General features: G+C 71.6%; 20 protein-coding genes and 1 tRNA gene. 11 read left to right on the top strand and 10 right to left on the bottom strand.

Annotated elements, in window-relative coordinates; all coding sequences use genetic code 11:
- Window positions 1-146: 146 nt before the first annotated feature.
- Complete coding sequence (locus PCA76_RS31310; RefSeq protein WP_272614078.1) at window positions 147-1,853, top strand: bifunctional metallophosphatase/5'-nucleotidase; 1,707 nt, start codon at window positions 147-149, stop codon at window positions 1,851-1,853.
- A 325-nt stretch (window positions 1,854-2,178) separates the two neighbouring features.
- Here PCA76_RS31310 and PCA76_RS31305 read toward each other — a convergent pair whose 3' ends face one another.
- Window positions 2,179-3,462 (bottom strand): MFS transporter, encoded by a 1,284-nt coding sequence (locus PCA76_RS31305; protein ID WP_272614077.1) that lies wholly within the window; start codon window positions 3,460-3,462, stop codon window positions 2,179-2,181.
- Window positions 3,463-3,614: 152 nt separating this feature from the next.
- Here PCA76_RS31305 and PCA76_RS31300 point away from each other — a divergent pair, with 152 nt between their 5' ends.
- The gene (locus PCA76_RS31300) at window positions 3,615-4,088 is read left to right on the top strand and encodes a hypothetical protein (RefSeq protein ID WP_272614076.1); all 474 of its coding nucleotides are present in this window, start codon (window positions 3,615-3,617) and stop codon (window positions 4,086-4,088) included.
- A gap of 6 nt (window positions 4,089-4,094) precedes the next feature.
- Here the strand turns inward: PCA76_RS31300 and PCA76_RS31295 are convergent, their stop codons facing one another.
- Together PCA76_RS31295 and PCA76_RS31290 are read right to left on the bottom strand one after the other, a co-directional pair.
- Window positions 4,095-4,919, bottom strand: a complete 825-nt coding sequence (locus PCA76_RS31295) for a class I SAM-dependent methyltransferase (protein ID WP_272614075.1) — start codon at window positions 4,917-4,919, stop codon at window positions 4,095-4,097.
- Window positions 4,920-4,995: 76 nt separating this feature from the next.
- Complete coding sequence (locus PCA76_RS31290; RefSeq protein WP_272614074.1) at window positions 4,996-7,581, bottom strand: ATP-binding protein; 2,586 nt, start codon at window positions 7,579-7,581, stop codon at window positions 4,996-4,998.
- Window positions 7,582-7,749: 168 nt separating this feature from the next.
- On the opposite strand from PCA76_RS31290, the gene PCA76_RS31285 reads away from it, so the two are divergent.
- Window positions 7,750-8,412 carry a class I SAM-dependent DNA methyltransferase gene (locus PCA76_RS31285; RefSeq protein ID WP_272614073.1) on the top strand — a complete coding sequence of 221 codons (663 nt, stop codon included), beginning with the start codon at window positions 7,750-7,752 and terminating at the stop codon, window positions 8,410-8,412.
- Here PCA76_RS31285 and PCA76_RS31280 read toward each other — a convergent pair.
- Window positions 8,402-8,872: a VOC family protein gene (locus tag PCA76_RS31280; RefSeq protein WP_272614072.1), complete on the bottom strand. Its 471-nt coding sequence runs from the start codon at window positions 8,870-8,872 to the stop codon at window positions 8,402-8,404. The two genes, PCA76_RS31285 and PCA76_RS31280, sit on opposite strands and share 11 nt — an antisense overlap.
- 402 nt (window positions 8,873-9,274) lie before the next feature.
- Here PCA76_RS31280 and PCA76_RS31275 point away from each other — a divergent pair, with 402 nt between their 5' ends.
- A complete protein-coding gene (locus tag PCA76_RS31275) occupies window positions 9,275-9,496 on the top strand; it encodes a TM2 domain-containing protein (RefSeq protein WP_272614071.1) in 222 nt (73 codons plus the stop codon).
- 260 nt (window positions 9,497-9,756) lie between these two features.
- On the opposite strand, the gene PCA76_RS31270 is transcribed toward PCA76_RS31275, so the two are convergent.
- Window positions 9,757-9,833, bottom strand: a tRNA-Pro gene (locus tag PCA76_RS31270).
- Between the two features lie 205 nt (window positions 9,834-10,038).
- Window positions 10,039-10,932: a metallophosphoesterase gene (locus PCA76_RS31265; RefSeq protein ID WP_272614070.1), complete on the bottom strand. Its 894-nt coding sequence runs from the start codon at window positions 10,930-10,932 to the stop codon at window positions 10,039-10,041.
- 25 nt (window positions 10,933-10,957) lie between these two features.
- Here PCA76_RS31265 and PCA76_RS31260 point away from each other — a divergent pair, with 25 nt between their 5' ends.
- On the top strand, window positions 10,958-11,413 hold the full coding sequence (locus PCA76_RS31260; protein ID WP_272614069.1) for a GatB/YqeY domain-containing protein: 456 nt from the start codon (window positions 10,958-10,960) through the stop codon (window positions 11,411-11,413).
- A 110-nt stretch (window positions 11,414-11,523) separates the two neighbouring features.
- On the opposite strand, the gene PCA76_RS31255 is transcribed toward PCA76_RS31260, so the two are convergent.
- Window positions 11,524-13,962 (bottom strand): penicillin-binding protein, encoded by a 2,439-nt coding sequence (locus PCA76_RS31255; RefSeq protein ID WP_272614067.1) that lies wholly within the window; start codon window positions 13,960-13,962, stop codon window positions 11,524-11,526.
- Between the two features lie 407 nt (window positions 13,963-14,369).
- Between PCA76_RS31255 and PCA76_RS31250 the strand changes: the two genes are divergently transcribed.
- Entirely contained in the window at window positions 14,370-14,690 is a 321-nt protein-coding gene (locus PCA76_RS31250; protein ID WP_272614066.1) for a WhiB family transcriptional regulator, read from the top strand.
- A gap of 6 nt (window positions 14,691-14,696) precedes the next feature.
- Here the strand turns inward: PCA76_RS31250 and PCA76_RS31245 are convergent, their stop codons facing one another.
- From PCA76_RS31245 to PCA76_RS31235, 3 genes are read right to left on the bottom strand one after another with little or no spacing between them, the layout of a single operon-like run.
- Complete coding sequence (locus tag PCA76_RS31245) at window positions 14,697-15,848, bottom strand: ArsA family ATPase (protein ID WP_272614064.1); 1,152 nt, start codon at window positions 15,846-15,848, stop codon at window positions 14,697-14,699.
- 54 nt (window positions 15,849-15,902) lie between these two features.
- Window positions 15,903-16,880 carry an ArsA-related P-loop ATPase gene (locus PCA76_RS31240; protein WP_272614062.1) on the bottom strand — a complete coding sequence of 326 codons (978 nt, stop codon included), beginning with the start codon at window positions 16,878-16,880 and terminating at the stop codon, window positions 15,903-15,905.
- Window positions 16,881-16,906: 26 nt separating this feature from the next.
- Complete coding sequence (locus PCA76_RS31235) at window positions 16,907-17,449, bottom strand: Rv0361 family membrane protein (protein WP_272619765.1); 543 nt, start codon at window positions 17,447-17,449, stop codon at window positions 16,907-16,909.
- A 688-nt stretch (window positions 17,450-18,137) separates the two neighbouring features.
- On the opposite strand from PCA76_RS31235, the gene PCA76_RS31230 reads away from it, so the two are divergent.
- The 5 genes from PCA76_RS31230 (at window position 18,138) to PCA76_RS31210 (ending at window position 23,864) form a co-directional block, all read left to right on the top strand.
- The gene (locus PCA76_RS31230; RefSeq protein WP_272614060.1) at window positions 18,138-18,620 is read left to right on the top strand and encodes a hypothetical protein; all 483 of its coding nucleotides are present in this window, start codon (window positions 18,138-18,140) and stop codon (window positions 18,618-18,620) included.
- A 44-nt stretch (window positions 18,621-18,664) separates the two neighbouring features.
- Window positions 18,665-18,820, top strand: coding sequence for a DUF4177 domain-containing protein (locus PCA76_RS31225; protein ID WP_007466198.1), 156 nt, complete (start codon window positions 18,665-18,667; stop codon window positions 18,818-18,820).
- Window positions 18,817-19,278 carry a RidA family protein gene (locus PCA76_RS31220; protein WP_124815393.1) on the top strand — a complete coding sequence of 154 codons (462 nt, stop codon included), beginning with the start codon at window positions 18,817-18,819 and terminating at the stop codon, window positions 19,276-19,278. Before PCA76_RS31225 ends, PCA76_RS31220 begins: the two co-directional genes overlap by 4 nt.
- Before the next feature lie 123 nt (window positions 19,279-19,401).
- A complete protein-coding gene (locus PCA76_RS31215) occupies window positions 19,402-20,238 on the top strand; it encodes an MBL fold metallo-hydrolase (RefSeq protein ID WP_272614058.1) in 837 nt (278 codons plus the stop codon).
- Window positions 20,235-23,864, top strand: coding sequence for an adenylate/guanylate cyclase domain-containing protein (locus tag PCA76_RS31210; protein ID WP_272614056.1), 3,630 nt, complete (start codon window positions 20,235-20,237; stop codon window positions 23,862-23,864). Before PCA76_RS31215 ends, PCA76_RS31210 begins: the two co-directional genes overlap by 4 nt.
- Window positions 23,865-24,027 lie beyond the last annotated feature (163 nt).

Here is a 24,027-nt window from a genome sequence, read left to right as displayed (position 1 = left end):
CCCGGCCGGCATCCAGATGAGAGGCTGTCTGGTGCAGGCGGCCGTCCCCAACCGCCGCCAACCGTGACCCTTCCGACGGCGTCGGTCGGCGGCCCGGTCGACCCACAGGCCGGGCACCGCACACGCCGAATCTCACGAGGAGATCTATGTCCATATCCGGGATGCGGCGGGCCGCTGTCGGTCTGACCGCGCTCGCGGTGACCGCGTTCGGTGCTGTCGCCACCAGCCCTGAGCAAGCCGACGCGCGACCGAAGCCGGTCGACGTCAGCCTGCTGGCCCTCAACGACTTCCATGGCAACCTCGAACCGCCGAGCGGATCCAGCGGCACCATCGCCGGGCAGACCGCGGGCGGCGTCGAGTTCCTGGCCACCCACCTGGCCGAGCTGCGCGCCGCCGCCAAGAAGAAGAACACCATCACGGTCGCCGCCGGTGACCTGATCGGCGCGTCCCCGCTGCTCTCCGCGGCGTTCCACGACGAGCCGACCATCGAGGCGCTGAGCATGGCCGGGCTGGACTACGCCAGCGTCGGCAACCACGAGTTCGACGAGGGTGCCGCCGAGCTGCTGCGAATCCAGAACGGCGGCTGCCACCCGGTCGACGGCTGTGCCGACGGCACCCCGTACCGGGGCGCCGGCTTCCAGTACCTGTCCGCGAACGCCTTCAAGACCGCGACCGGCAAGCCGCTGATGGCGCCGTACGCGATCCACAAGGTGCAGGGCGTCAAGGTCGGTTTCATCGGGATGACCCTGGAGGGCACCCCGCAGATCGTCAGCCAGCAGGGCGTCGCCGGCCTCACCTTCGCCGACGAGGCGGACACCGCCAACCGGTACGCTCGCGAGCTGCGCCGCAAGGGCGTGCAGGCGATCGTCGTTCTGCTGCACGAGGGTGGCACCCAGGCGGCGACCGGCGGGATCAACGACTGCGTCGGCATGACCGGGCCCATCGTGGACATCACCAACCGGATGGACCCGTCGATCGACGTGGTGGTCAGCGGGCACACCCACCAGGCGTACAACTGCGATATCAACGGCAAACTGGTCACCAGTGCCAGCTCGTTCGGTCGCCTGATCACCAACATCGACCTCAAGATCGACCGTCGGTCCGGCGACGTCATCTCCGCAGCGGCGGAGAACGTCGTGGTTACCCGGGACGTGGCCAAGGACCCGAAGCAGACCGCGCTGATCAGCCGGTACAAGACCGTGCTCGGCCCGGTCGCCGGCCGCCAGGTCGGTGTGACCAGCCAAGCGATCACCCGGAGCCAGGAAACCCTCTTCGGTACGAGTCTGGGTGAGTCGCCACTGGGCAACCTGATCGCCGACGCGCAGCTCGCCGCCACCGACGACGAGCAGGGCGCGGTCGCCGCCTTCATGAACCCGGGCGGTGTACGGGCCGACCTCGACGCAGGCCCGGTCACCTACGAGGAGGCGTTCACGGTGCAGCCGTTCGCCAACAACCTGGTGACGCTGGACCTGACCGGGGCGCAGCTCTACTGCGTCCTCGAGCAGCAGTTCGTCACCAACCGGACGCTGTACCCGTCGGCCACGGTGGGCTACGTGGTCGACCCGAACGGCACCACCGGCACGGTGGCCGACCCGTGCGCCGGCACCCGTGTGGTCCGGGGCAGCCTCACCTTCGGCGGCACCGCGGTCGACACCGCCGCCACCTACCGGGTGACGGTGAACAACTTCCTGGCCGGCGGTGGTGACGGCTTCAGCGCCCTCACCGGCGGGACGAACCTGGTCACCGCTCAGATCGACCTGGACGCCTTCGTGGACTACCTGACCGCCCAGTCGCCGGTCTCCGCGCCGACGCTGGACCGGATCCGCACCACCGCCGAGGTCCCCGCCGCCTGACGGCCGACCCCGCGACGTCGGGCCCCGGAGCACCTGCTCCGGGGCCCGACCCGTCCCACGGCCCCTGCGATTCCGCCACCGCTCCGCGCCCTCCGCCCGCGAACCGCCTCCGCCCGCGCCGCCGCCCCGCCTCCCGCCGCCCCGCCTCCCGCCGCGCCGCCTCCGGCTGGCCTGGGCGGCTGCGGGCAAGATCGCGCTCGAACCCGGAAGTAGTGGTATCCAGCTCGGCCGAGGCCACTAGATCCAGGATCGAGCGCGATCTTGCGCTGTGCAGCGGGACGGCGCGGTGCGGGGTGGTGCGGGGCGCGCGGTGCTGTGGCCGGGGTCAGGCGGGGGTGGGGGCCGGGGCGGGGGACGCCAGGGCGGGCGTTGCGCGGCCGTCCTGTTCCGCGCTGAGCAGTCGGCGCAGGGAGAGCGCGACCAGCGAGGCGACCAGGCAGCCGCCGACCACCGTCGCCACCCAGACCTTGCCGTCGGCGGCGCCGATGAGCGGGCCGGCGGTCACCGGGCCGATCACACCGCTGATCCCGAAGATCATCGAACTCATCGCGTTGTACCGGCCGCGTAGCTCGTCCGTGGCCAGCGCGTTGGTCAGCGCGGGCATCACCGGCGACAGCATCGTCTCGCCGAAGCCGAAGATCGCCGAGCAGGCCACCACGCACAGGGCGGCCATCAGGGCGCTTTCACCGCTGACCAGGCCGGCCGCGCCGAGGACCAACCAGGCGGCGGCGAACACCGCACCCACCACGGCCAACGCCCGGGTACGGCTGCGCCCCTCGATCCGACCGATCACCAGCAGTTGCGCGAGCACGATCATCACGGTGTTGGCCGCAAGCGCCCAGGCCACCACTCGGGGGTTCACCTCGACCACCCGCACCGCGTACGCGGCGAAGCCCACCTCGATCTGCGCGTACCCGCAGGTGGTGAGGACCAGTCCGAAGATCACCAGTCGCCGGAACGGGCGGTCCCGGAGCACGGTCAGGTAGCCGCCGTGCGACGGCTCGTCGACGCCTCGGCGGTTGCCGAGTCGGTGGCCCACGGTGGGCAGGGTGAGCAGGATCAGCGCCGGCAGCAGATAGGTCACCGCGTCCAGCAGGTAGATCGTCTGGAACGTGCCGGGCCGGGCGGTGTCGACGATCGCGCCGGAGGTCATGCCACCGATGCCGATACCAAGGTTGAGCAGGGCGAAGTTCAGCCCGAAGACGCGTTGCCGCTCATCGTCGTCGGTCAGGGACGCGAGGATCGTGTTCTGCCCGGACCAGATCGCCGAGCTGCCGATGGCGATGACCGTCATCACGAGCAGAGCCGACCCGGTCGAGTTGACCAGCGCGAGAGAGCCGGTGCCGACCGCCTCGATCAGCAGGCAGGGCACCACCACCCGGCGGGCGCCGATCCGGTCGATCAGCGTCCCGCCCAGCGGCGACAGAGCCAGGGTGACCGCGCCGTACCAGCCGATCACGAGCCCGGCACGGGTGTCGGTGAGCCCGCGTACGTCGGTGAGGTAGATGAACAGGAACGGCAGGGTCAGGCCGCGCCCGATGGCCGACAGCAGGGTGCCGAGGAGGATCCGGCGAGCTTCCGAACGGCGGGGCAGGGCACGACGCAGCATGTCCCGCATTCTGTTCGTCGGGTGTGACGTCGCGCGAACCGTTTTGACCGCGCCCCGCCGTTGCCGGGGGCCGTGGGGTGACCAATCCCACGATGATCCACTCGACTCGATCGGGATCAGTCGGTGTCCGCCGGGTCTGCGATGCTCTCCCGATGACCGGCACCTGGCGACACCTGCCCGCTACCGCCCGCGCCATCGCGGTGACCGCCACCGCGGCCGTCGCCGCCGCCCAGGCACGTGACGGTCAGGCGTACGACGAGGCGGTCGGCGGGCTCGCCGCGGACGAGCGGTCCGGCCTGGTGCTCGGAGCGGTGGTCCGGTTGCTGCTGGAGGAGGGCCATCCCGAGGGGCTGACCGGCGACGACATTCGCCAGGTGTTGACCCGCTGCGTGCAGGCCGCGACGCGGTGGCGTTCGGACGTGGACCCGCACGTGGTGCTCGTCCTGCTGGCCGGCGCGCTGGGGGTGTACGACCCCGAGGGCGACGAGTCGCGTCCGGACGCGTCGGCCCTGGCCCGGCACGCCCCGCTGCTCGTGGCCGATCTGTTGGCGGCGACCAGCGTCCCGCTGGACGACTACCTGGCCGCCGCGTTCACCGAGATCGAACGCACCGAACGACAGGACTGACGCGCGTCAGGCCGGGTCGGCGGTCCGCTGCGCCACGACCTCCAGGTATTCCGCCGGGATCCGCACCGTGGCGTCGGTGGCCCGGTTGTGGCTTCGCGCCAGCTCCACCAGGTCGGCGTGCAGCTCCGGCCGGCGTTCCTCCGGTAGCGCCTCGAACGCCTTCAACGTCGGCCCGTAGTTGGCCTGGAAGAAGTCCGCGAACTCCTCCGGTGTGCCGAAGCGGAAGACGAACTCCCGGCGTACCGTCCGCAGGTCGCCCACGGCCCCGCCGAGCAGCTCGCGGACCCGGCCCTCGTCGCCCCACTGCACCGGCGGGCGCAGCCCTGCCGGCGGCGGCACATGCCGCCCCACCGTGCGGAACAGGTCGCCGATGAACCCCTGCGGCGTCCACGACGCCAGGGCCACCGTGCCGCCGGGACGGCAGACCCGGACCAGCTCGGCCGCCGCCCGCTCCTGGTCCGGCGCGAACATCACGCCGACGACGGAGAGCACCGCGTCGAAGGAGCCATCGGCGTACGCCAGGCGCTCCGCGTCCCCGGTCACGAACGTGACCGGGAGCCGTTCCGCCGCGGCCCGCGCGTGGCCCCGTTCCAACAGTTCGGGTACGTAGTCGACGCCGGTCACGACGCAGCCGCAGCGGGCGGCGGCGATGGCGGCGTTGCCGGAGCCGGTCGCCACGTCCAGCACCCGGGCGCCGGCCGACAGGTCGGCCGCGGTCACCAGCAACTCGGAGATCGGGTGGATGAGCGCGGCGACCGCGCCGTAGTCGCCGCTGGCCCAGGTCACCTGCTGGCGTGCCTTCACGGCGTTGAGATCGAGTGCGGTGGTCATCGGTGGTCCCCCTTGGATGGTTCGTTGTGCCATCGACGCTAGGTGTCGTGGCACCCTCGGGGATCGGCAGAAACACCTATGTTGGCGGCACCAGGCCCTGCCGGCGGGCCGTCGCGGCCGCCTGGCCCCGGCTGGGCACCGCGAGCTTGACCAGCACCGCCGACACGTGGTGGTCGACGGTCCGGGTGGAGAGCGACAGTCGGGCGGCGATCTCCGCGTTGCTGAGCCCGTCGGCGAGCAGCGCGAGCACCTCCCGTTGCCGCGCGGTCAGACCTGTCGGGTGCGCGGCCGTGGCCGGTCGCGGCCCCCTCGGCACCCGGGCCATGCCACGTCCGCGCAGGTCGGCCCGGACCCGTCGGGCCACGGCCACCGCACCCAGACCGTCCAGGATCCGCAGCGCTTCGCCGGCCGCCGGGCCGTCGCCGCAGGCCAGCGCCTCGACCCGGGAGTACGCGCAGCCGAGTTGCCGCCACTCCTCGGCGGCACCTGCCCAGTCGCCCTCGATCAGCCGCTGGTACGGCGACGCCAGCGCCCCGGTGTCCTCGACCGGCTCGCCGACCCGCCACAGCCAGTACGCCAACTCCCCGGCGAACCAGGGTTGGCCCGCCTCGATCGCGAGCTGGTACGCACGCCGTAGCTCGGCGACCGCCAGCCCCGGCTCACCGGCCAGCCACTGCTGTTCCGCCAGCGCCGCCGCGACCGGCACCACGAACTGGAGTTCCTGGCTCTGCACCGCCCAACGTGCCGCCGTGTCCAGGTGCGTGGTCGGCTCGTCGCGGCGGGCACCGAGCCGGCCCAGCGCGACCAGGGCCGGGACGAGGCTCCCGCCGGGCTGCGTGTCACCGGCCAGCGCCCGCTCGGCGTCGGAGCGCGCGCCGGCCCAGTCACCGGTCGTCAATCGCAACCGGGCCCGGTAGCCCAGCAGGTGCCGGGCGTACCCGTCGAGGTCCCGGCTGGTGGTGAACCGCAACGCCCGGTCCAGGGCCTCGGCGGCCGGGGTGAGCCGGTGCCACTCCACGGCCATGGTGGCCATGTTGACCAACGCGCGTGCCGCGTGGTCATCGAGGTGGTGTGCGACGGCCAGGGCGTACCCACGTTCCAGCTCGACGAGGCCGGCGACGTCCCCGCCCTGAAGACTCGCCGAGCCGACGTTGACCAGGGCGTGCGCCTCGGTCTCGACGTCGCCGAGCCGGCGGGCCAACTCCCGGGCCCGGTCACCCCAGTCGATGGCTCGGCGATTGTCGTCGGCGAGCATGAGCAGCTGCGACATGTTGCTGTAGGCCATCGCCAGCTGCCTACCGGCAGGAGCCGATTCCAGCACCTGGACCGCACGGGTGCCCGCCGCACGGGCCGCCGGGCTGTCCCCGGTCCACCAACACAGGCGGGACACCCAGCGCAGGTTCTCGCCGATCCGCAGCGGGTCGCCGTCGGCCTCCCGCAGGGCCAGCGCGTCCCGGCAGGCGTCCAGCGCCCGGGCGGCAAACCCGGCCAGGTACGCCGCCGTCGCGTACGCCTCCAGCAGCTCCGCCCGGCGCGGTGGGGGCAGGCCCGCGGCGTGCGGAAGCGCGACGGCGTAGTGGTCCGCCGCCTGCCGGTGGGCGCCCGCCCGGCTGGCCCGCTCGGCCGCCACGGGCGCCCAGCGCAGCACGGCCGCCGGATCGTCGGCGTGGTGCGCGTGGTGCACCAGCCGGGCGACGTCCACGTCGGCGCGTGCGGTGAGGCGGGCCAGCACGGCGGCGTGCAGCGCCACCCGCCGGACCGGGGACAGCGACTCGCGTACCGCCCGACCCAGCAGCTCGTGCCGGAACGCCACCGCGTTGCCCACCGACACCAGCACCCCCCGGTCCAGGCATTCCTGCACGGCGTCCGGCGGGTGATCGTCGAGCAGGTACGGCTCGGCCCGGGACGGGACCACCGAAACCAGGGCAGCGACCTCCCGGGCCGGTGCCGGCAGCACGGCCAGCCGGGCCAACACCAGATCGCGTACGGTCGGCGGCACCCCCGGGCCGGCTGCGGCCAGCACCTCGGTGACCAGCAGCGGGTTGCCGCCGGTGGCCTGGTACAACCCGGCCGGGGCGCGGCCGGCGGCGCGGGCCAACGCCGCGACGGCGTCGGTCGACAGCGCCGGCAGCGGCACCCGTCGAACCTGCGGACGGGGCAGGCCCGCGAGCACCGCGTGCAGTGGATGCTCCGCCCCGACCTCGTCGTCGCGCAGGGTCAGCACGAGCAGCGCCGGGTGTCGGGTCAGCCGCCTCCCCAGGTACGCGATCAGGTCCAGGGTGGCCCCGTCCGCCCAGTGCGCGTCCTCCACCACCATCACCGTCCGGCGGCCGGGCCGGGGATCCGTCAGCTCGTCGAGGAGCGCGTCGAACACGGCACCCCGGCGTTCCGCCTCCGCCACCGCGTGCAGCGCGGCCAGCCGGTCCGCGAGCATCCCGCCCACCTGGCGGGCGACATCGTGCAGTGGGCCGAGCGCTCGCGGCGTCAGCAACGGGTCGCAGCTGCCCCAGAGCACCCTGGCCCTGGTCGTCGCGGCGAACGCCCCGACCAGGGCGGACTTGCCGGCACCGGCCTCGCCCGCGACGAGGGCGATCGCGCCGCCGGGGGAGGCCAGCAGCCCATCCAGGGTGGCGAGCGCATCCGTGCGCTCCAGCAGCTCCATCGCAGTCGATGCTAGTCAGCGGGACATCCCGTCAACGTCACCCGTGCCGGCAGTTCACCTCGCGATCAGGTTCCAGGTGTCGGTCTCGGGTGTCCGCTGTGCACTCTGTACCCAGCACGACTCCGTCGAGGGCAGCGCATTGCTGATCACTGGATTACTGTGCCGGGGATGAGTGCCGACGGTTGGCTCGCCGACACCCGGGCGTCCTACGACACGGTGGCGGGAAGCTACGCCGACCTGCTGCGGGACGCACTCTCCGACGCGCCATACGAGCGGGCAGTCCTGGCGTTGTTCGCCGAACTGGCCCGGACCAGCGGCGAGGGCCCAGTCGCCGACATCGGTTGCGGACCGGGACGGATCACCGCGTACCTCAAGGGTCTCGGTGTCGACGCCTTCGGCATCGACCTCTCGCCCGCGATGATCGATATCGCCCGGCGCGACCATCCCGAACTGCGGTTCGAGGTGGGCTCCATGACGGACCTCGACCTCAGCGACTCGTCGGTCGCCGGCATTCTGGCCTGGTTCTCACTCATCCACGTCCCCGACGACGAGGTGCCCGCCGTCCTGGCGCATTTCCACCGGGTGCTGCGTCCCGATGGCGCGCTGCTGCTCGCCTTCCACGTCGGCGACGAGCACCGGCTGAAGACGGAGGGCTATGGCGGTCACCCGATGAACGTGTACGTGCACCGCCGTCCGCCCGACCGGGTCGCAGCCTGGCTCAGCGACGCCGGGTTCGCTGTCGAGGCCCGGATGCTGCACAGCCCGGATGACAGCAGGCGAGGGGCGTTCCTCTTCGCACGCCGACGGCCCCAACTGCCTTCTAGCTACTGAGCTGCCGGCGGGACTCCCGCTCCATCATCGCGTTGAAGCGCTCATCACGCTCTCCTTCGGGACGGCGGGCGGTGTAGACGACCGTGTACCCGTCCGGGTCAGTCAGCCGCAGGTCGCGGGTGTTCCACGGCGTTGCGGTTGGTCCGTCAACGACGCCGCCGCCATGCATCCGGGCGCGCTCGCCAACCGCATCCAACTGCTCGGCGTTTGCCATGAAGCTCACGGTCCATTCACCGCCAACCGGCGCGACTCCTCTGCGTACCAGGATGTCCTGGTATCGCCAGCGGCGAAGATGAACCAGCGCCGGGACACCGTCGGGGCCGGGCATGGTGAACAGCGAGATGAAATCAAGCCCATTCACGTACCAGTCGACGGTGCGGTCAATATCCGCAACCGTCAACGTGACGAACGCCGGCATGCCGTAGATATCGCGCGTTACCTCGGGTGCGATGTCGTCCATGCGGTCGACCGTAAAGACTGACGCAGCGGAAGGCTCAAGCACCGCGGTTCCCCCACTGGCGTCGCTCCCGGCTGCCCGCCCTGCGACGCCGTGGCTGGCGGCAGCATTCCGTAGGTCCCACGTGCGCCTGTGCTGGTCGCCGGATCGGTCAACGCGGGCGGACCGGCTGTCCACAAGTTTCGCCCGCTAGTTGATCTTGCTCACCGGATTCCGAAGTCCCACAGCCCCTACGGCCGATATCACGGCGATGATCTTGCCAATTAGGCTCTGCTGCGCTGTGGGCCATCTGGCCAGCGAAAACTGTTCCCAGAAGCGCGCAGAACCGCCGGCAAAAATGGCAACCATGCGTCGGCCCGCTTACACCCACCCTGATAGATCTGGAGTACATCAATGTCTCAGCCGATGCTCGTGCACGTTCGGCAGAAGCAGACCGGTATCGCCTACCTGTTCTGGTTGCTGCTCGGCATCTTCGGCGGCCATCAGTTCTACCTCGGCAAGACCGGACGGGGTCTGCTCTACCTGTTCACCGGCGGCATCGTGGGCGTGGGCGTCGTGATCGACCTGTTCACGCTGCCGAGTCAGGTCCGTCAGGTCAACACGCAGCTCGCCATCGGAATCCGCTGATCATCCCGGCAGCCATCGGAGCGGGCCGGTTGATCTCGAGGCCCTGTCGGGTGGTCGCCTGTGCGCCGCCACTGGGCGGTCTGTAGATCCGTCGCGGAAGCTTCAGAGGTTTCGGATCCTGTGTCCGTCACCAGGTGCAGCAATGGCCCTTGATCAGCAGAAAGCTGGTCAAGGGCCATTTCGGTTGCCTCCGGGTGAGCAGCCATCGCCGAAACGAATCAAGGCCCCTCGGATGAGGGGCCTTGACCTGCTGTTACCTCTGGTCGGGGTGGCCGGATTCGAACCGACGACCTCTTCGTCCCGAACGAAGCGCGCTACCAAGCTGCGCCACACCCCGAGGCGTGCCGACAAATAGTAGCCCACCCGCCCCGATGGTCAAACTCGGTACCCCCGCCGCCCGGCCCCGGCCTGACCCCGCCCGGAGGGGCCAAGATCCGCACAGCTTCCGGGATGTTGCTGCCTCACGACACGCCGAGGCAGCAACATCCCTGATGTTGCGCAGATCTTGGGCGGCAGGCGCGCCGGGGGGCTCGGCGCCTTGGTCAGCGGGGGATGAGCGTGAGGATGCTGGCCTCCGGGGGGCAGGCGAAGCGGACCGGGGCGGTCGGGTGGGTGCCGAGGCCCGCGGAGACGTGCAGCCAGGAGTCCGAGCCCGGCCACCGGTGCAGACCGCGCGCCATCGAGCGGGGCAGGCCACAGTTGGTGACCAGCGCCCCGAAGCCCGGTACGCAGACCTGACCGCCGTGGGTGTGCCCGGCCAGCAGCAGCCCGAAGCCGTCCGCGGCCATCTGGTCGAGCACCCGTGGCTCAGGGGAGTGCGTCAGCGCGATGGACAGGTCGGCCGAGGACGAGACCGCACCAGCCACGGAGGGGTAGTCGTCCCGGTCGATGTGGGGGTCGTCCACGCCGACCAGGTCGAGCTGCCGCCCGCCGGCCTTCAGCGTGGTCCGGGCGTTGTTGAGATCCGCCCAGCCGGCGCCGGTGAAGACCTGGCGCAGCTCCTCGTAGGGCAACTCGACGCCCTCGGTGTACTCCCGGTCGGGCAGGAAGTAGGTGAACGGGTTCTTGAGGACCGGCCCCGTGTAGTCGTTGGAGCCGAACACGAACGCTCCCGGGTAGTCCAGCAGCGGCTCCAGGGCCCGCAGCACTCCGGGCACCGCGCCCGGGTGCGCCATGTTGTCGCCGGTCACCACCACCAGGTCGGGGTCGAGGGCGGCCAGCGACGCCACCCAGCGCTGCTTGCGCGCCTGGTCGGGCATCATGTGCAGGTCCGACAGGTGCAGCACGCGCAGCGGCTCCGCGTCGGCCGGGAGCACCGGCACGTCGTACCGCCGCAGGGTGAACATGTTGCGCTCGATGAGCGACGCGTACGCGAGGGTGGCCGCGCCGATCGTGGCGGTTCCGGCGGCGAGCCGGAATAGTGTGCGCTTTCGCATGGCGTTCAGGGTAGTTTGACCGTCCATGAGCACGCTGAAGGACCGCCTCACTGCCGACATGCGTTCCGCGCTCAAGGCGCGCGACGAGCTGACCACCTCCACGCTGCGGATGGCCCTGGCCGCCGTCGGCACCGCCGAGGTCGCTGGCAAGGCCAAGCGCGAGCTCACCGATGACGAGGTGCTCGCGGTGCTGACCAAGGAGGCCAAGAAGCGCCGGGAGGCGGCCACCGCCTTCGGCGACGCGGGCCGCGCCGAGCAGGCCGCGAAGGAGACCGCTGAGGGTGAGGTGTTGGACCGCTACCTGCCCAAGCAGCTCTCGGACGCCGACCTGACCGAGCTGGTGTCGGGGGCGCTCGCCGCGGGCGGCTTCACCGGCAAGACCCAGATGGGCCCGGCGATGAAGGCGGCCCAGGCCGCGGTGGCGGGCCAGGCCGAGGGTGGCCGGGTGGCCGCCGAGGTACGCCGACAGCTCGGCCTCTGACCCATCGGCACCTCGATCAGCGGCGCCAGCCGTGGTCAGCTGTTAGTCCGGATGAACGAACGGGCGGGCACCCGGAGAGGGTGCCCGCCCGTTGTGTCCTACTGGTCGGTTCAGCCGCCGGGGCGGCCGGGACGGCCGGGCGTGTTGCCAGGCTGGCCCGGCCCGTTGGGGGTGCTCGGCGTGTTGCCGGCCGGACCGTTGCTGACCTCGATGGTGACCAGGCCGCCCTTGATGGTGCGCCCGTCCGGGCTGGTGCCGGCGGCGGTGCCAGCCGGGCAGGTGGACGCCACCTTCGTGTCGGAGACGACCGGCTCGAAGCCCGCGCCCTTGAGTCGGGACTTCGCAGTGTCCACCGGCTGGCACTTCACATCGGGGATGCTCCGCTGGTCACCTTCGGAGATCTTTTGGCCCGGCGGTTCGAAGTTGACGCGGGGCTTGCCCTTCATCGCGTCCCGCAGCGTCTCGTACACCGGCGGGTTGATGCCGTCCTTCTCCTTGTGCTTCATCTTGACGTTGGTCTGCGGCCAGTCCGGGTCGGCCATGATGCCGGCCACCGCGTACTGCTTGGTCATCGCGACCAGGGCGGCGGTCTTCTCCGAGTCGGTGGTGCCGGACTTGCCGGCCACCGGCGCGTCGACGATGCCCTTCACCACGGCGGCCGTGCGGCTGCCGCCGCACTTGCTGGTCCTGGAGTTGTCGCCGACCGGGCAGCGGGCTGCGTCCACGGCGGCCCGCGCCACGTCGGTGCTGAACCGCTTCTCGCAGCGCGGGTTGGCGATGTCCAGCTTCTTGCCCTCCGGGTCCCGGATCTCCTGCACCGGGATCGGCTCGCAGTACTTGCCGTCCGCCGCGAAGGTGGCGTAAGCGTTGGCCAGGTCCAGCGGCGTGGTCGAGGAGACGCCCAGGGTGAAGGCGCCCCACTGGTGGGCGGCCTCCTTGGTGCCGGCGAACTTGGCGTCGTTGCTGGCCCGGAACTGGATGCCGGCCCGCCTGGCGGCATCGACCACGTTCTCCGCCCCGACCTGCTGCTGGAGCGGGACGAAGTAGGTGTTGACCGACTGGGCGAACGCGCTCCACATGTTCTGCACGCCGCCGGCCTTCAGGCCGGAGTTGGTCGGGCAGTAGAAGTGCGTCCCCTTGCAGGCCGCCGGGCTGCTGCTGTCGATGATGTATTCCGACTTGAACTGCTGCGGCGCGTTGAACGGATAGCTGAGCGGAATGCCCTTCTCCAGCGCCGCCACGATGCTGAAGATCTTGAAGGTCGAGCCGGCCTGGTAGCCGGTGATGCCGTCGCCGCCGGTGAGCAGCGGGTTGACGGTCGCCGGGTAGTTGCCCCGGATGCCCTTCCTGCTCTTCGCCGGATCACTGGAGATCTTGTTGCTCGGGCTCTTCGGGTCGTCGAGCTTGAACTGTCGGTTGACGGCGAGCGCCCGCACCCGGCCGGTGCCGGGCTCGACCACCGCGACCATGGCGGCTTCCTTGCTGGTTTCTTTCTTGGCCCTGCGGACCGCCGCGTCCGCGCCTCTCTGCGCCTGGACGTCGATCGACGTCACGACGGTGTAGCCGCCGCTCTTCAGCCGCCGCTCCCGGTCGTACGTGGTCGAGCCGAACGTCTCCTGCTGCATCCACCAGCGGTAGAAGTAGTCGCAGAAGAAGCCCCAGCTGTTGACGTTCGCGGCGACGCAGCCGTTCGGGGTGCGCTTGTCCTTCACCACCAGCTTGACGGCCTTGGCCGCGTCGGCCTCCTGTTGGGTGATGGCCTTGGTCTCGACCATGTTGTCGATGACGTAGTCGCGCCGTTCCAGAGCGAGTGGGTAGCCCGCCTTGGTGGTCGGGTCGTTCGTCGTCGGTGCCTTGACCATGCCGGCCAGCAGCGCCGCTTCCTCGATCTTGAGCTTGCTCGGCGGCTTACCGAAGTAGACCTGGCTGGCGGCGTAGATGCCGTACGCGCCGTTGCCGAACGAGGCGAGGTTGAGGTAGCGGGTCAGGATCTCGTCCTTGGAGAATTCCTTGTCGACCTGAAGGGCCAGCCGCATCTCGCGGAGCTTGCGGGCGCTGGTGTCCTCGGTCGCCGCGACCACGTCGGCCGGGTGGGTTGCCGAGTAGGCGATGGCCAGCCGGACGTACTGCATGGTCAGCGTCGAGGCGCCCTGCCGGCCGGCGCTATCGTTCTGGTTGTTGACGAACGCGCGGGCGACACCGTTGATGTCGACGCCGTTGTGCTTGTAGAAGTCATGGTCCTCGGCCGCGATGATGGCCTTCTGCATGAACGGTGAGATGTCGGCGAACTTCGCGTCGCGCCGGTTCTCGTCGTACATCGTCGCCAGCGGTGTCTTGCCGTCCGAGGCCAGCAGGTAGCTGATCTGCGGCGCGCGGGCCACCGTCAGCTCCGTGGGTAGGGCGCCGAATGTCTTGGCGCCGGCCTTTGCGGCCAAGCCGGACATCGCCACTGCGGGGAAGGCCGCCGCAGCGACCACCACGCCGGCCAACAGGCCACATACGAGCAGCGATGCGGCGTTGGTCAGCACATTGTGGTCACGTTTCCGCATCCAGGTCACCTCAGCAGGGTACGCGAGTAGGGAACGAGGAGCGCTGGGGCGTTCTTTCCCCATTTCCTGCGTGCGCTGCCCTCGTTGTGCTAAACGCACGACCCCCGGTGCTTGGTTGCGTGTGACCTGGCGTGAGTCTCCTCCGATTCAAGGAGGCGGCGCAGCGTTATCGCTGACCTCGGCGGGGTAACCGGCGGCCGAAGGCCCGGGAAGCCGGGAAAGTCCGGAATGATGGATTTCGCCGACAACGTTGCGTAATCAGTCGACTACAGAGCATGATGGGGGCGGCGACAGCGCCACATGTCGTCCGCGCTGCCTTGGGGAAGGCGGGCCGGGCGATCGGGGGGAATTGCCGGCTGACGTGCATCGACGAGGTCGGTAGGTACTGCAAGGGGGGACGTGGACACATGGGCATGATCACTGACTGGCCGTCGCTGGCGGCATGTCAGAACGGGGACCCGGACGCGTTGTTCGTACAGGGTGCCGAACAGAACGTGGCGAAGCGGATCTGCCGGAGCTGCCCAGTTCGGTACGAGTGCCTGGCCGACGCATTGGACAACCGGATCGAGTTCGGTGTGTGGGGTGGCATGACCGAACGCGAACGGCGGGCGCTGCTGCGTCGTCACCCGCAGGTGACGAGCTGGCGCAAGATGTTCGAGGCCGCGATGAAGAAGAACAGCAAGGACAAGGCCGGCAAGGACAAGATCCTCGTCAGTGCGGTCAACTGACGCCGGTCATGCCCGGCTGATCGCCGCGCCGATCGTTCGTAGCCCGTCGACGTCGTGCACGTCGGCGGGCTGCGCCGCGACCGACACCGCCGGCACCGTCGGGAACGCCTCGGTGAACCGGGCGGCGACCTGCTGCTCGCGTACCGCCTGACGTGCCAGCGCCGCGTGCGCCCGCAGCACATCGGCGGTGGCCTCATGCCCACCCAGCTCGGTCAGCCGCTCGGCGGCGACCCGGCTCTGCTCGGCGTCCAACTCCGGCACCGTCAGTCGGTGCACCCGGTTGAGCACCAGGCCGGCCAGCGGCATCCGCTCGTCCCGCAAACGGCCAGCGAAGTAGGCGGCCTCCCGGACCGCGTCCGGCTCCGGTGCCGCGACCAGCAGGAAGGCCGTCTCCCGCGCCTGGAGGATCCGGTACGTCTGCTCGGCCCGCTGCCGGAAACCGCCGAACATCGAATCCAGTGCGGCCACGAAGCCCGACAGGTCGGTGAGCAGCTGTGCGCCGAGCACCTTCTGCACCACCTTCGAGAACATCCCGAACGAGGCCGTGACCAGGCTGAACATGCTCCGACCGCCGCTGCGCGCCGGGGCCAGCAGCAGTCGCAGCATCCGGCCGTCGAGGAAACGGGAGAGCCGGGCGGGCGCGTCCAGGAAATCCAGTGCCGAGCGGGACGGTGGCGTGTCCACCACGATCAGGTCCCATTCGCCCCGGGCGTGCAGCTGACCCAGCTTCTCCATCGCCATGTATTCCTGCGTGCCGGCGAAGGTCGAGCTCATCGCCTGGTAGAACGGGTTCGCAAAGATCTCTGCGGCCTTCGTCGGATCGGTGTGCTGCAACACCACGTCGTCGAAGGTGCGCTTCATGTCCAGCATCATGGCGTGCAGCTCGCCGCCGCTGTTCTCGACGTCGATCCCCTTGACCTGGCGAGGGGTGTTGTCCAGCTCGTTCAGGCCCAGCGACTGGGCCAGCCGGCGGGCCGGGTCGATGGTGAGCACCACCGTGCGCCGGCCGTGGTGCTCGGCGGCCCGCAGCGCCAGCGCCGCGGCCGTGGTCGTCTTTCCCACCCCGCCGGCTCCGCAGCACACGACGATCCGCACGCCCGGGTCGGCGATGATCTGGTCGACGTCCAGCTGCGGCGCCGCGTCTTCGGAAGGCACCAATCGAGCGTATCGGGCCGCGTGGGTCCATGCGCCCGTGCTGAGCTCAGGTGTGAGTCAATCGGCGCGGAGGAGGGCCTGGGCCAGTGTCGCGAGCCCCGCCCGGTCCACCCCGTCGGGCAGCAACGGAAGCTCGATCATCGGCAGCCCCAACTCCACCAGGTCGGCGCGGAGCGAATCCTCCAGTTCGCGCCGGATGAGCTGGTCACGCGCCTCGTTGTGCAAGCCGGCCACGGTGTCCCGATCGGCCGGCAGCCCGGCGGCGACCAGCCCACGCTTCAGCTCCGCGGCGGTGACCGCCCGGCCAGCCGGCAGCGGAGGGCGGGTGCCGTTGACGATTACCTTTCCGATGCCGAAGCCGAGCGAGGTCAGGTCGGCGATCGCGTCCACCGTCTCCTGTACCGGCATCTCCTCCAGCAGCGTGACCACGTGCACCGCGGTCATCGGGGAGCGCAACAGCGCGGCGACCCCATCGCTCTGGGTCTTGATCGGGCCGACCTTGGCCAGCCGGGCCGTCTCCGCCGTCACGTTGAGGAACCGACCGATCCGCCCTGTCGGTGGGGCGTCCAACACCACCGCGTCGTACGCGCGCCGCTGCCCGGAGGTGCGGGTGGTGGCCTCCTTCACCTTGCCGGTGAGCAGCACGTCCCGCAGACCTGGCGCGATGGTGGTGGCGAAGTCGATGGCACCGAGCTTGCGTAGTGCCCGGCCCGCCGCGCCCAGCTTGTAGAACATGTCGAGGTATTCGAGCAGCGCTTCCTCGGCGTCCACCGCGAGGGCGCGCACCTCACCGCCGTCCGGTGCGTCGGCGAGGTGTCGCTCCTCGTAGGGCAGCGGGTCGATGCCGAAGAGCTGGGCGATGCCCTGCCGCCCCTCGACCTCGACCAGCAGGGTGCGCCGACCACCGGCGGCGAGCGCGAGGGCCAGGGCCGCCGCCACGCTCGTCTTGCCGGTGCCGCCCTTGCCGGTCACCACGTGAAGGCGGGCGGACCATCCGGTACCGGCCGGCTCGATCGGCCGCTCAGCTGCACACACCCGTCGAGCCTATCCAGGCCCGGCGGTCACGCGACCTCGCAGACCCACCAACCCGTCTTCTGCACCACCGTGAAGCGCAGGTCCTGGTCGGCCACCTTCTCGTCCGAGGTGGTCATGGTGAGCCGGGTGGAGACGGTGGCCCGGTCCCCGGTCTGGTTGTCCACCTTCGGGGTGGTCCACCGGAAGCGCGGGTTCTGGTACGTGGAGGCGTACTTCTGCACCTCGGCCACCTTTGCGGCAATCTTCTCGTCGTCGCGGGAGGCGGCGCAGACGCGACTGGCCGCCTTGGTGACGTCGCGATCCTTGTAGACCGCGGTGAGGAACTCGTCGACGGCGACCGCAGGCTCCTTGGCGCCCTCACCGGTCTCGGCATTGCGCAGGGTCAGGAACGCCACCACACCGCCCCCCACGCAGAGCACCATGATCACGACCAGGGCGATGGCCGCGATCAGCAGGCCGCGCTTCTTCTTCGGCTCGGCCGTGCCCTGGTAGGGCGGGTATCCGGGTGGGGCTGGCGGGATCGCCGCAGGGTCCGGGGTGCCCGGCTGCGCCGGTGCCCCGGCGGACAAGGAGCCGCCCGGCCCTTCCGGCTGCCCGGCACCGCCAGCGCCGCCGCCAGGCTGTCCGGGGAAGGCCTGCTGTCCGAGACCGGCGGGCTGTCCGGGGAAGGGCTGCTGTCCGGGGAAGGCCTGCTGGGTGGGACCGGCTGGTTGAGCGGGACCCTCCGGCTGAGCGGGGAGCGCCAGTTGGGCGGGGGATGCGGGGAGAGCGAGCTGCCCGGTCGGCGCGGCGGGGGCGGTCTGGCCGGGGATGGCCTGAGCGCCGGGCTGACCGGCGGAATCCGGGTGAGCCGGCGGGTGGGCGGATCTGCCGGCCTGGTCGCCGCTGGGCGGTTGGGTCATCGTCTTTCCCCCGGGGGTGCGGCGCCCGCCGCCACCCCTGGCGCCGAGCGTGATCGAGCGGGCGGCCGGGCGCGGAGCGACCGTCCGACCGGAAGGGTAGCGGTGAATGACTGGTTCGGTGTCGCCCCTGCCGTGCCGCGCGGTCCGTCGGTTCGGTCAGCGGTACCTCCGTTCGACCCGATGTCGGATCTCCTACCTGCGATGTGTCGCATATGTGACTGTTGATGACCGGTTGTGCGCGTCCTGTTGGCGGGACGGCGACCACGCACCTACCTTCGTCCCCGTGCGGGGGCCGGAACGGACGAATGGGTTCGGACCGGAAGCATGATCCGAGAGGTACGACCGGAGGCAGTGCATGCGCGACGCGGACAACATCCCCCGCACCCAGTTCCCGACCAACGACCGGCCGCGCCGGCCCGGGTCGCTGGTCGAGGCCGGCGGGCAGGTCGGCGGTCAGTCGATCAACGAACGGTCGTACCGCCGGATGCCGGAGCAGACGGAGGTGGCTCGGGGGCCGGGCCGCCCCGCCGAGCGGACCCGCGACGACGACGAAGCCGGCTTCGTGATCCACCTGCCGATCCGGGTGCCGAATCTGGCGGCGGCGACCGTGCTGGCCGGCCGGGTCGCGGTGTCCCTGGGCTTCCTGCCCGAGCTGGATGCGGGCGAGACCACCGTGTCCAACGCCGACGATCAGAACAACCGGCACCGGGTCTTCTGCGACCTGCTGCTGCCCGACCGGTCCCGCTGCCCCCAGGGGTACGAGCACGACGGGCTCTGCGGGGAGCTGCCGGCCGCGCCGGAGCAGCGTCCCGCGCCTCGCCCAGCCAGCGGACCGTAGGCTGTCCCTCGAACAATTCCGCACCGAGAGGGAGCCCTTCAGCGATGCAGAAGTGGGAATACTCCACGGTCCCGCTGCTGGTCCACGCGACCAAGCAGATCCTCGACAACTGGGGCGAGGACGGGTGGGAGCTCGTCGCCGTGGTCCCCGGACCGAACCCGGACCAGCTGGTCGCCTACCTGAAGCGGCCGAAGGCGTGAGCAACGGTCCGCACGCGAAGCTCGCCGAGCTGGGCCTCGAACTGCCCGAGGTCGTGCCGCCGGTGGCCAGCTACGTGCCGGCCGTGCAGTCCGGGCAGCACGTGTACGTCTCCGGCCAGCTGCCGATCGCCGAGGGCAAGTTGCTCGCGACCGGCAAGGTCGGCGCAGGGATCTCCGCCGATCAGGCGAAGGATCTGGCCCAGCGGTGCGCGCTCAACGCGCTGGCCGCGGTCGACTCGCTGGTCGGCTTGGAGAACGTGGTCAAGGTGGTCAAGGTGACCGGTTTCGTGGCCTCCGCGCCCGGCTTCACCGGTCAGCCCGCAGTGATCAACGGCGCCTCCGACCTTTTCGGCACCGTCTTCGGTGAGGCCGGCCGCCACGCCCGTAGCGCCGTTGGGGTGGCCGAGCTGCCCCTCGACGCCCCGGTGGAGATCGAACTGATCGTCGAGGTCGCCTGACACGTCGCCACCGCCCCGCGATCTTGCACTTCCGGCCCGGAGAAAAGCCCTGAACAGGGACGAATCAGGGACCGAAGGTGCAAGATCGCGGGGGGTGGCGTGCGGGGTCGTACGATCGCAGCCATGAGCGGGCACGTGACGGGGGCGGTGGCGGCGCTTGCCGACGAGTTGCCTCGCTGGGTTTCACTGCTGCGCGCGCCGAATCCGGGGCCGATGACCCTCGACGGCACCAACACCTGGGTGCTGCGCGCCCCGGCAGCCGAGTACGCCGTCGTGGTGGACCCCGGGCCGGCGGACGAGGGGCACCTGACTCGGATCGCCGAGCACGGCCCCATCGGGCTGATCCTGATCACCCACGGCCACCCCGACCACACCGAGGGCTCCGCCCGGCTGAGTGAGCTGCTCGGCGGCGTGCACGTCCTCGCCGTCGACCCGGCGCACACCATCGGCGGTGAGCCGTTGACCGAGCCGGGCGAGGCACTCGGCGGCTTCGGCCTGGAGATCCGTCTGCTGGACACGCCCGGGCACACCGCCGACTCGGTCTGCTTCCTGGTCGAGCACGGCGACGAGCGGGTGGTGCTCACCGGTGACACCATCCTCGGCCGGGGCACCACCGTGGTCGCCCACCCGGACGGGCACCTCGGTGACTACCTGACCAGCCTGGAGTTGCTGTCCGCGTACCGGGGAATCCCAGCGTTGCCCGGACACGGCCCGGCGCTGGCCGACTGCGCTGCCGCCGCCGACTTCTACCTCGCCCACCGCCGGGCCCGGCTCGACCAGGTCCGGGCGGCGGTCGCGGCCGGCGCCCGGACGCCCGCCGACGTGGTGGCGGCGGTCTACGCGGACGTGGACCGGTCGCTCTGGTGGGCAGCCGAATGGTCGGTCCGTGCCCAGTTGGAGTATCTGGGTGTCGGCACCGGGGAATCCGCGCCCGGGGTCAGTGGGTTGGAGCACATGTGACCTGCCCAGTGTGTGGAACCGTCGCCGTTCCCGGCGCGCGGTTCTGTCACAACTGCGGTGCCGCGCTGCCGGCCGCCGCCACGTTGCCGGCGGCCGAGCGCCGCGTGGTCACCGTGCTCTTCGGTGACCTCTCCGAGTTCACCTCCTGGTCCGAGGATCTCGACCCGGAACGGGTCGGTGCGGTCACCGACCGGGTGCTCGCCGCGCTCGCCGGCGCGGTGAAGACCTTCGGCGGGCACGTCGACAAGCTGACCGGTGACGGGATCATGGCGGTCTTCGGTGCGCCGGTGGCGCACGAGGACGACGCCGAACGCGCCGTCCGGGCCGCTCTGTCCATGCAGCGGGCCGTCCGCCGGGTGCTCGACGACGAGCGGGGCGGCGGGGCACCACTCGGGCTGCGGGTCGGCCTGAACACCGGCGACGTCATCGCGGGCATCCAGGCCGCTATCGAATACACGGTCATCGGCGACACGGTGAACACCGCCGCCCGGCTGGCCGACGCCGCCGCAGTCGGCGCGGTCTACGCCGGCGGGCGCACCGCCGCCGCCACTCGGCACGTGTCCTCCTGGCGGGCACTGCGCCCACTGCGGCTCAAGGGCAAGCGTGAGCCGGTCGAGGCGTACGAGCTGCTGGGTCTGCTGGACGCGCCGGGAACCCGCTCGGGGCTCGGCGACGAGGCGCCGTACGTGGGCCGGGAGACGGAGATCGGCCGGGTCGCCGGCCGGCTCGCCGAGGTGATCGACCAGGGTGACCCACGGGTGCTGCTGATGACCGCCGAGGCCGGGATCGGCAAGTCCCGGTACGCCGCCGAGGTGGAGCGCCTCGCCGCCGGGTACGACGTGGGCGCCGGCCGGTACGCGGCGCACACGGGCGCCCGTGTGCTCTCGGTGCGCTGCGCCGCGTTCGGTGAGCGGCGCCGGCTCGCGCCCCTGGCCGACCTGGTGCGTGCCGCCGTCGGCCTTCCCAGTGACGCCGCCACCGCGCTGACCCGACCGGCGGTGGAGGAGCGGCTGCGGCGACTCGAGCAGCGGCTCGCCCGCTCCGCCGGTGAGACCGCGCCGATCGCCACCGAGCAACTGCTCGCCCTACTCGGCTACGCCGAACTCCCGGTGCACGGTGGCACCGACACCGGCGAGTGGGGCGGGTCGGGCACCCCGACCGCGGACGCCGAGGCGGTGCCGAACGCGGTCGCCGACCTGCTCAGCGGGCTCGCCTCGGAGGCGCCGCTGGTGATCGTGGTGGACGACCTGCACGACGCCACCGCCGAGACGATCAGCGCCCTCGGGTTGACCTTGTCCAGGCTCACCGGCCCGGTGCTGGTGCTGCTGCTCGGCCGCCCCGAGTTGGTGCGTACCGCCGGCGCGCTGACCCGGCTCTCGGACGCCGAAGTGCACTCCCTGCCGCCGCTGCGCGGCGCCGACGCGGCGCGGCTGCTCACGAGCTATCTCGGCGGCGGCAAGTTGCCGCAGGCCGACGCGGACCGGCTACTCGCCACCGCTCAGGGCAACCCCTTCTACCTGGCCGAGCTGGTCACCCTGCTGATCGAGCGCGGAGCGCTCACCACGGAGTCAGCACGCGGTGTCCGCGCAACAGTGGAACGGCCCGGCTCCGGCGAGCGGGACCACGGCACGTCGGCCGGCTGGCGGCTGGTGCCCGGTTCGCTGGGCAGCCGGCTGCTCTCCCGGGACCTCGCCGCCGTACTCGCCGCCCGGATCGACGCGCTGCCGCCGGATGCCCGTTCGGTGCTGCGCGACGCCGCGGTGATCGGTGACGCCGTGCCGACCGGTGCGCTGGAGGCGATGCGTGAGCAGCGCGCTGGCCGCGATGGCCGGCCGTCGGCCGTGGTCGCCGTGGAGCTCGACCGGGCTGTCGAGGAGCTGCTGCAACGTCGAATGCTGCACCGCTCCCGCGCCGGCTACTCGTTCGCGACCCCGCTCATGCGGGAGGCCGCGTACGCCGGGGTGAGCAAGGCGGAGTTGGCCGAGCGGCACGCCGCGCTGGCCCGCTGGGCCGCGCCGGTGGACGAGGCCGTGACCAAGTTGCCGGGCGGGTTCACCGACGAAGCCCGGGACGACTTCGTGGCGACGCATGTCGAGCGGGCTGCCACGCTCGCCGACGCGGTGAAGCTGCGCCCGGACGCGCCCGCCCGGGCCGTGGTCCCGCTCGGCGTCGCCGCGCTGGGTCGGGCCGCCCGCCGGTCACTGTCCGCCGGTGAGCCGGTGCTGGCCGTCGAGTACGCCGAGCGTGCCACCGAGTTGGCCCGCGACGGGGTGCCGGCGGCCGATCGGGTGGTGCACGCACGGGCGCTGCTCCAGGTCGGCCGCGTCGGCGACGCGCTGGCGTACGCCGAGAAGATCGCCGCGAACGCGGGGGACGAGGCCACCCGGGTCAGCGCCCTGCTGCTCGCGGGCCAGGCCCAGGAGACCCTCGGCGACCAGGGCCGGGCAATGATCGCCTGGCAGGAGGCGTTGCAGGTGGCCACGGCGGGCCAGTTGCCCACGCAGCGCGCCACCGCGATGCGCCGGCTCGGCATGGCCGACTTCGTGGCCGGGCGGCTGAGTCAGGCGAGCAGTCGGTTGGCTGCCGCGTACCAGGTCAGCCTCGGCGCGCAGGACCGGCGCGGGCAGGCCTGGTCCCTGCAGAACCTGGCCTGGGTGACCACCACCCGGGGTGACTTCGCCGGCACCGACGCGGTGCTCGGACGGGCCGCCCGGCTCTTCGCCGAGCTGAAGGACCCGTACGGGCGGGCCTGGCTGCGCGGCACCACGGCGTTCGCCCGGCTGCTCGCCGGCCGACTGCGTGAGGCGTGTCGGATGGCGCAGGTGTTCCTGCCGTTCGGCGAGCGGGTCGGTGAGGCGTGGGCGGTGGGCACGCTGCGTGCGGTGGCGGCGTTCGCGACCGCCGAGCTGGGTGACCTGGCCGAGGCGGACCGGGAGGCCCGGCGGGCGTACCGGGAGTTCGCCGCCGCCTCCGACGACTGGGGGCGCGGGTTCGCGCTCGTGGTCCGGGCCGTGGTGGCACGGGGACTGGGCGAGCCGGAGCACGCGGCGGACCTGCTCACCGACGCCCTGGCGTACGCCGAGCGCACCTCGCACCCGCTGCTCACCGGGATGGCCGGCACCCTGCGCGGCTTCGTCGCGTTGGACATGGGCGACTGCGAGACGGCCGAGCGGGTCGCCCGCGCGGTGCTGACCGCCGTGGAGCCGCACAACCCGCAGGCCCCGGCGCAGGTGGCGCCCCGGGTGCTGCTGGCGACGGCCCGCCTCGCCGCCGGCGACTCGGCGACCGCGGTCGGTCTGCTCGCCCCGGTGGCCACGGCCGCCGCGAACGCACCCTCGCTGCTCTTCTCCCGCCGCCAGACGATGGCGCAGTACGCGTCGGCTCTGCTCGCCCACGGCCAGCGGGAGCAGGCGTTGGACTGGGCCCGGAGGGCCGTCACCGCGCCGGCCGAGGACGTGCGCAGCCAGGTGATCGCGGCCAGCGTGCTGGCCGAGGCACTGGCCGCCTGCGGTCGCCCGGAGGAGGCCCTGTCCAGCGCGGATGAGGCGGTCCGCCTGGCGTACGCGACCGAGCAGCGCAGCGAACGCGCCGCAGCCGACGCCCTACGCGCCCGCCTAACCCCCTAACCCCCACCCCCACCCCCACCCCCCTCCCCGCGGTTGATCAAGAGGTTTGCGTCAAAAAACGGGCCTGGGGTGACCGAAACCTCTTGATCAACGTGGCCCAGGGGGTGGGGTGCGGTGGGGTGCGCAGGTTTTGTCGGTTCTGGGGATGTGGTGGTCGGGGTGA

Origin of the sequence: Micromonospora sp. LH3U1, assembly GCF_028475105.1 — a bacterium.
Taxonomy (GTDB): domain Bacteria; phylum Actinomycetota; class Actinomycetes; order Mycobacteriales; family Micromonosporaceae; genus Micromonospora.
This window is presented reverse-complemented; position numbering and strand designations above follow the sequence as displayed.

Coding starts and splice junctions, on each gene's coding strand:
- PCA76_RS31255 (WP_272614067.1), bottom strand. CDS start 13,962: ATGCGGAAACGTGACCACAATGTGCTGACCAACGCCGCATCGCTGCTC.
- PCA76_RS31260 (WP_272614069.1), top strand. CDS start 10,958: ATGAGCACGCTGAAGGACCGCCTCACTGCCGACATGCGTTCCGCGCTC.
- PCA76_RS31225 (WP_007466198.1), top strand. CDS start 18,665: ATGCAGAAGTGGGAATACTCCACGGTCCCGCTGCTGGTCCACGCGACC.
- PCA76_RS31265 (WP_272614070.1), bottom strand. CDS start 10,932: ATGCGAAAGCGCACACTATTCCGGCTCGCCGCCGGAACCGCCACGATC.
- PCA76_RS31310 (WP_272614078.1), top strand. CDS start 147: ATGTCCATATCCGGGATGCGGCGGGCCGCTGTCGGTCTGACCGCGCTC.
- PCA76_RS31285 (WP_272614073.1), top strand. CDS start 7,750: ATGAGTGCCGACGGTTGGCTCGCCGACACCCGGGCGTCCTACGACACG.
- PCA76_RS31275 (WP_272614071.1), top strand. CDS start 9,275: ATGCTCGTGCACGTTCGGCAGAAGCAGACCGGTATCGCCTACCTGTTC.
- PCA76_RS31300 (WP_272614076.1), top strand. CDS start 3,615: ATGACCGGCACCTGGCGACACCTGCCCGCTACCGCCCGCGCCATCGCG.
- PCA76_RS31290 (WP_272614074.1), bottom strand. CDS start 7,581: ATGGAGCTGCTGGAGCGCACGGATGCGCTCGCCACCCTGGATGGGCTG.
- PCA76_RS31230 (WP_272614060.1), top strand. CDS start 18,138: ATGCGCGACGCGGACAACATCCCCCGCACCCAGTTCCCGACCAACGAC.
- PCA76_RS31280 (WP_272614072.1), bottom strand. CDS start 8,872: ATGGACGACATCGCACCCGAGGTAACGCGCGATATCTACGGCATGCCG.
- PCA76_RS31215 (WP_272614058.1), top strand. CDS start 19,402: ATGAGCGGGCACGTGACGGGGGCGGTGGCGGCGCTTGCCGACGAGTTG.
- PCA76_RS31295 (WP_272614075.1), bottom strand. CDS start 4,919: ATGACCACCGCACTCGATCTCAACGCCGTGAAGGCACGCCAGCAGGTG.
- PCA76_RS31305 (WP_272614077.1), bottom strand. CDS start 3,462: ATGCTGCGTCGTGCCCTGCCCCGCCGTTCGGAAGCTCGCCGGATCCTC.
- PCA76_RS31250 (WP_272614066.1), top strand. CDS start 14,370: ATGGGCATGATCACTGACTGGCCGTCGCTGGCGGCATGTCAGAACGGG.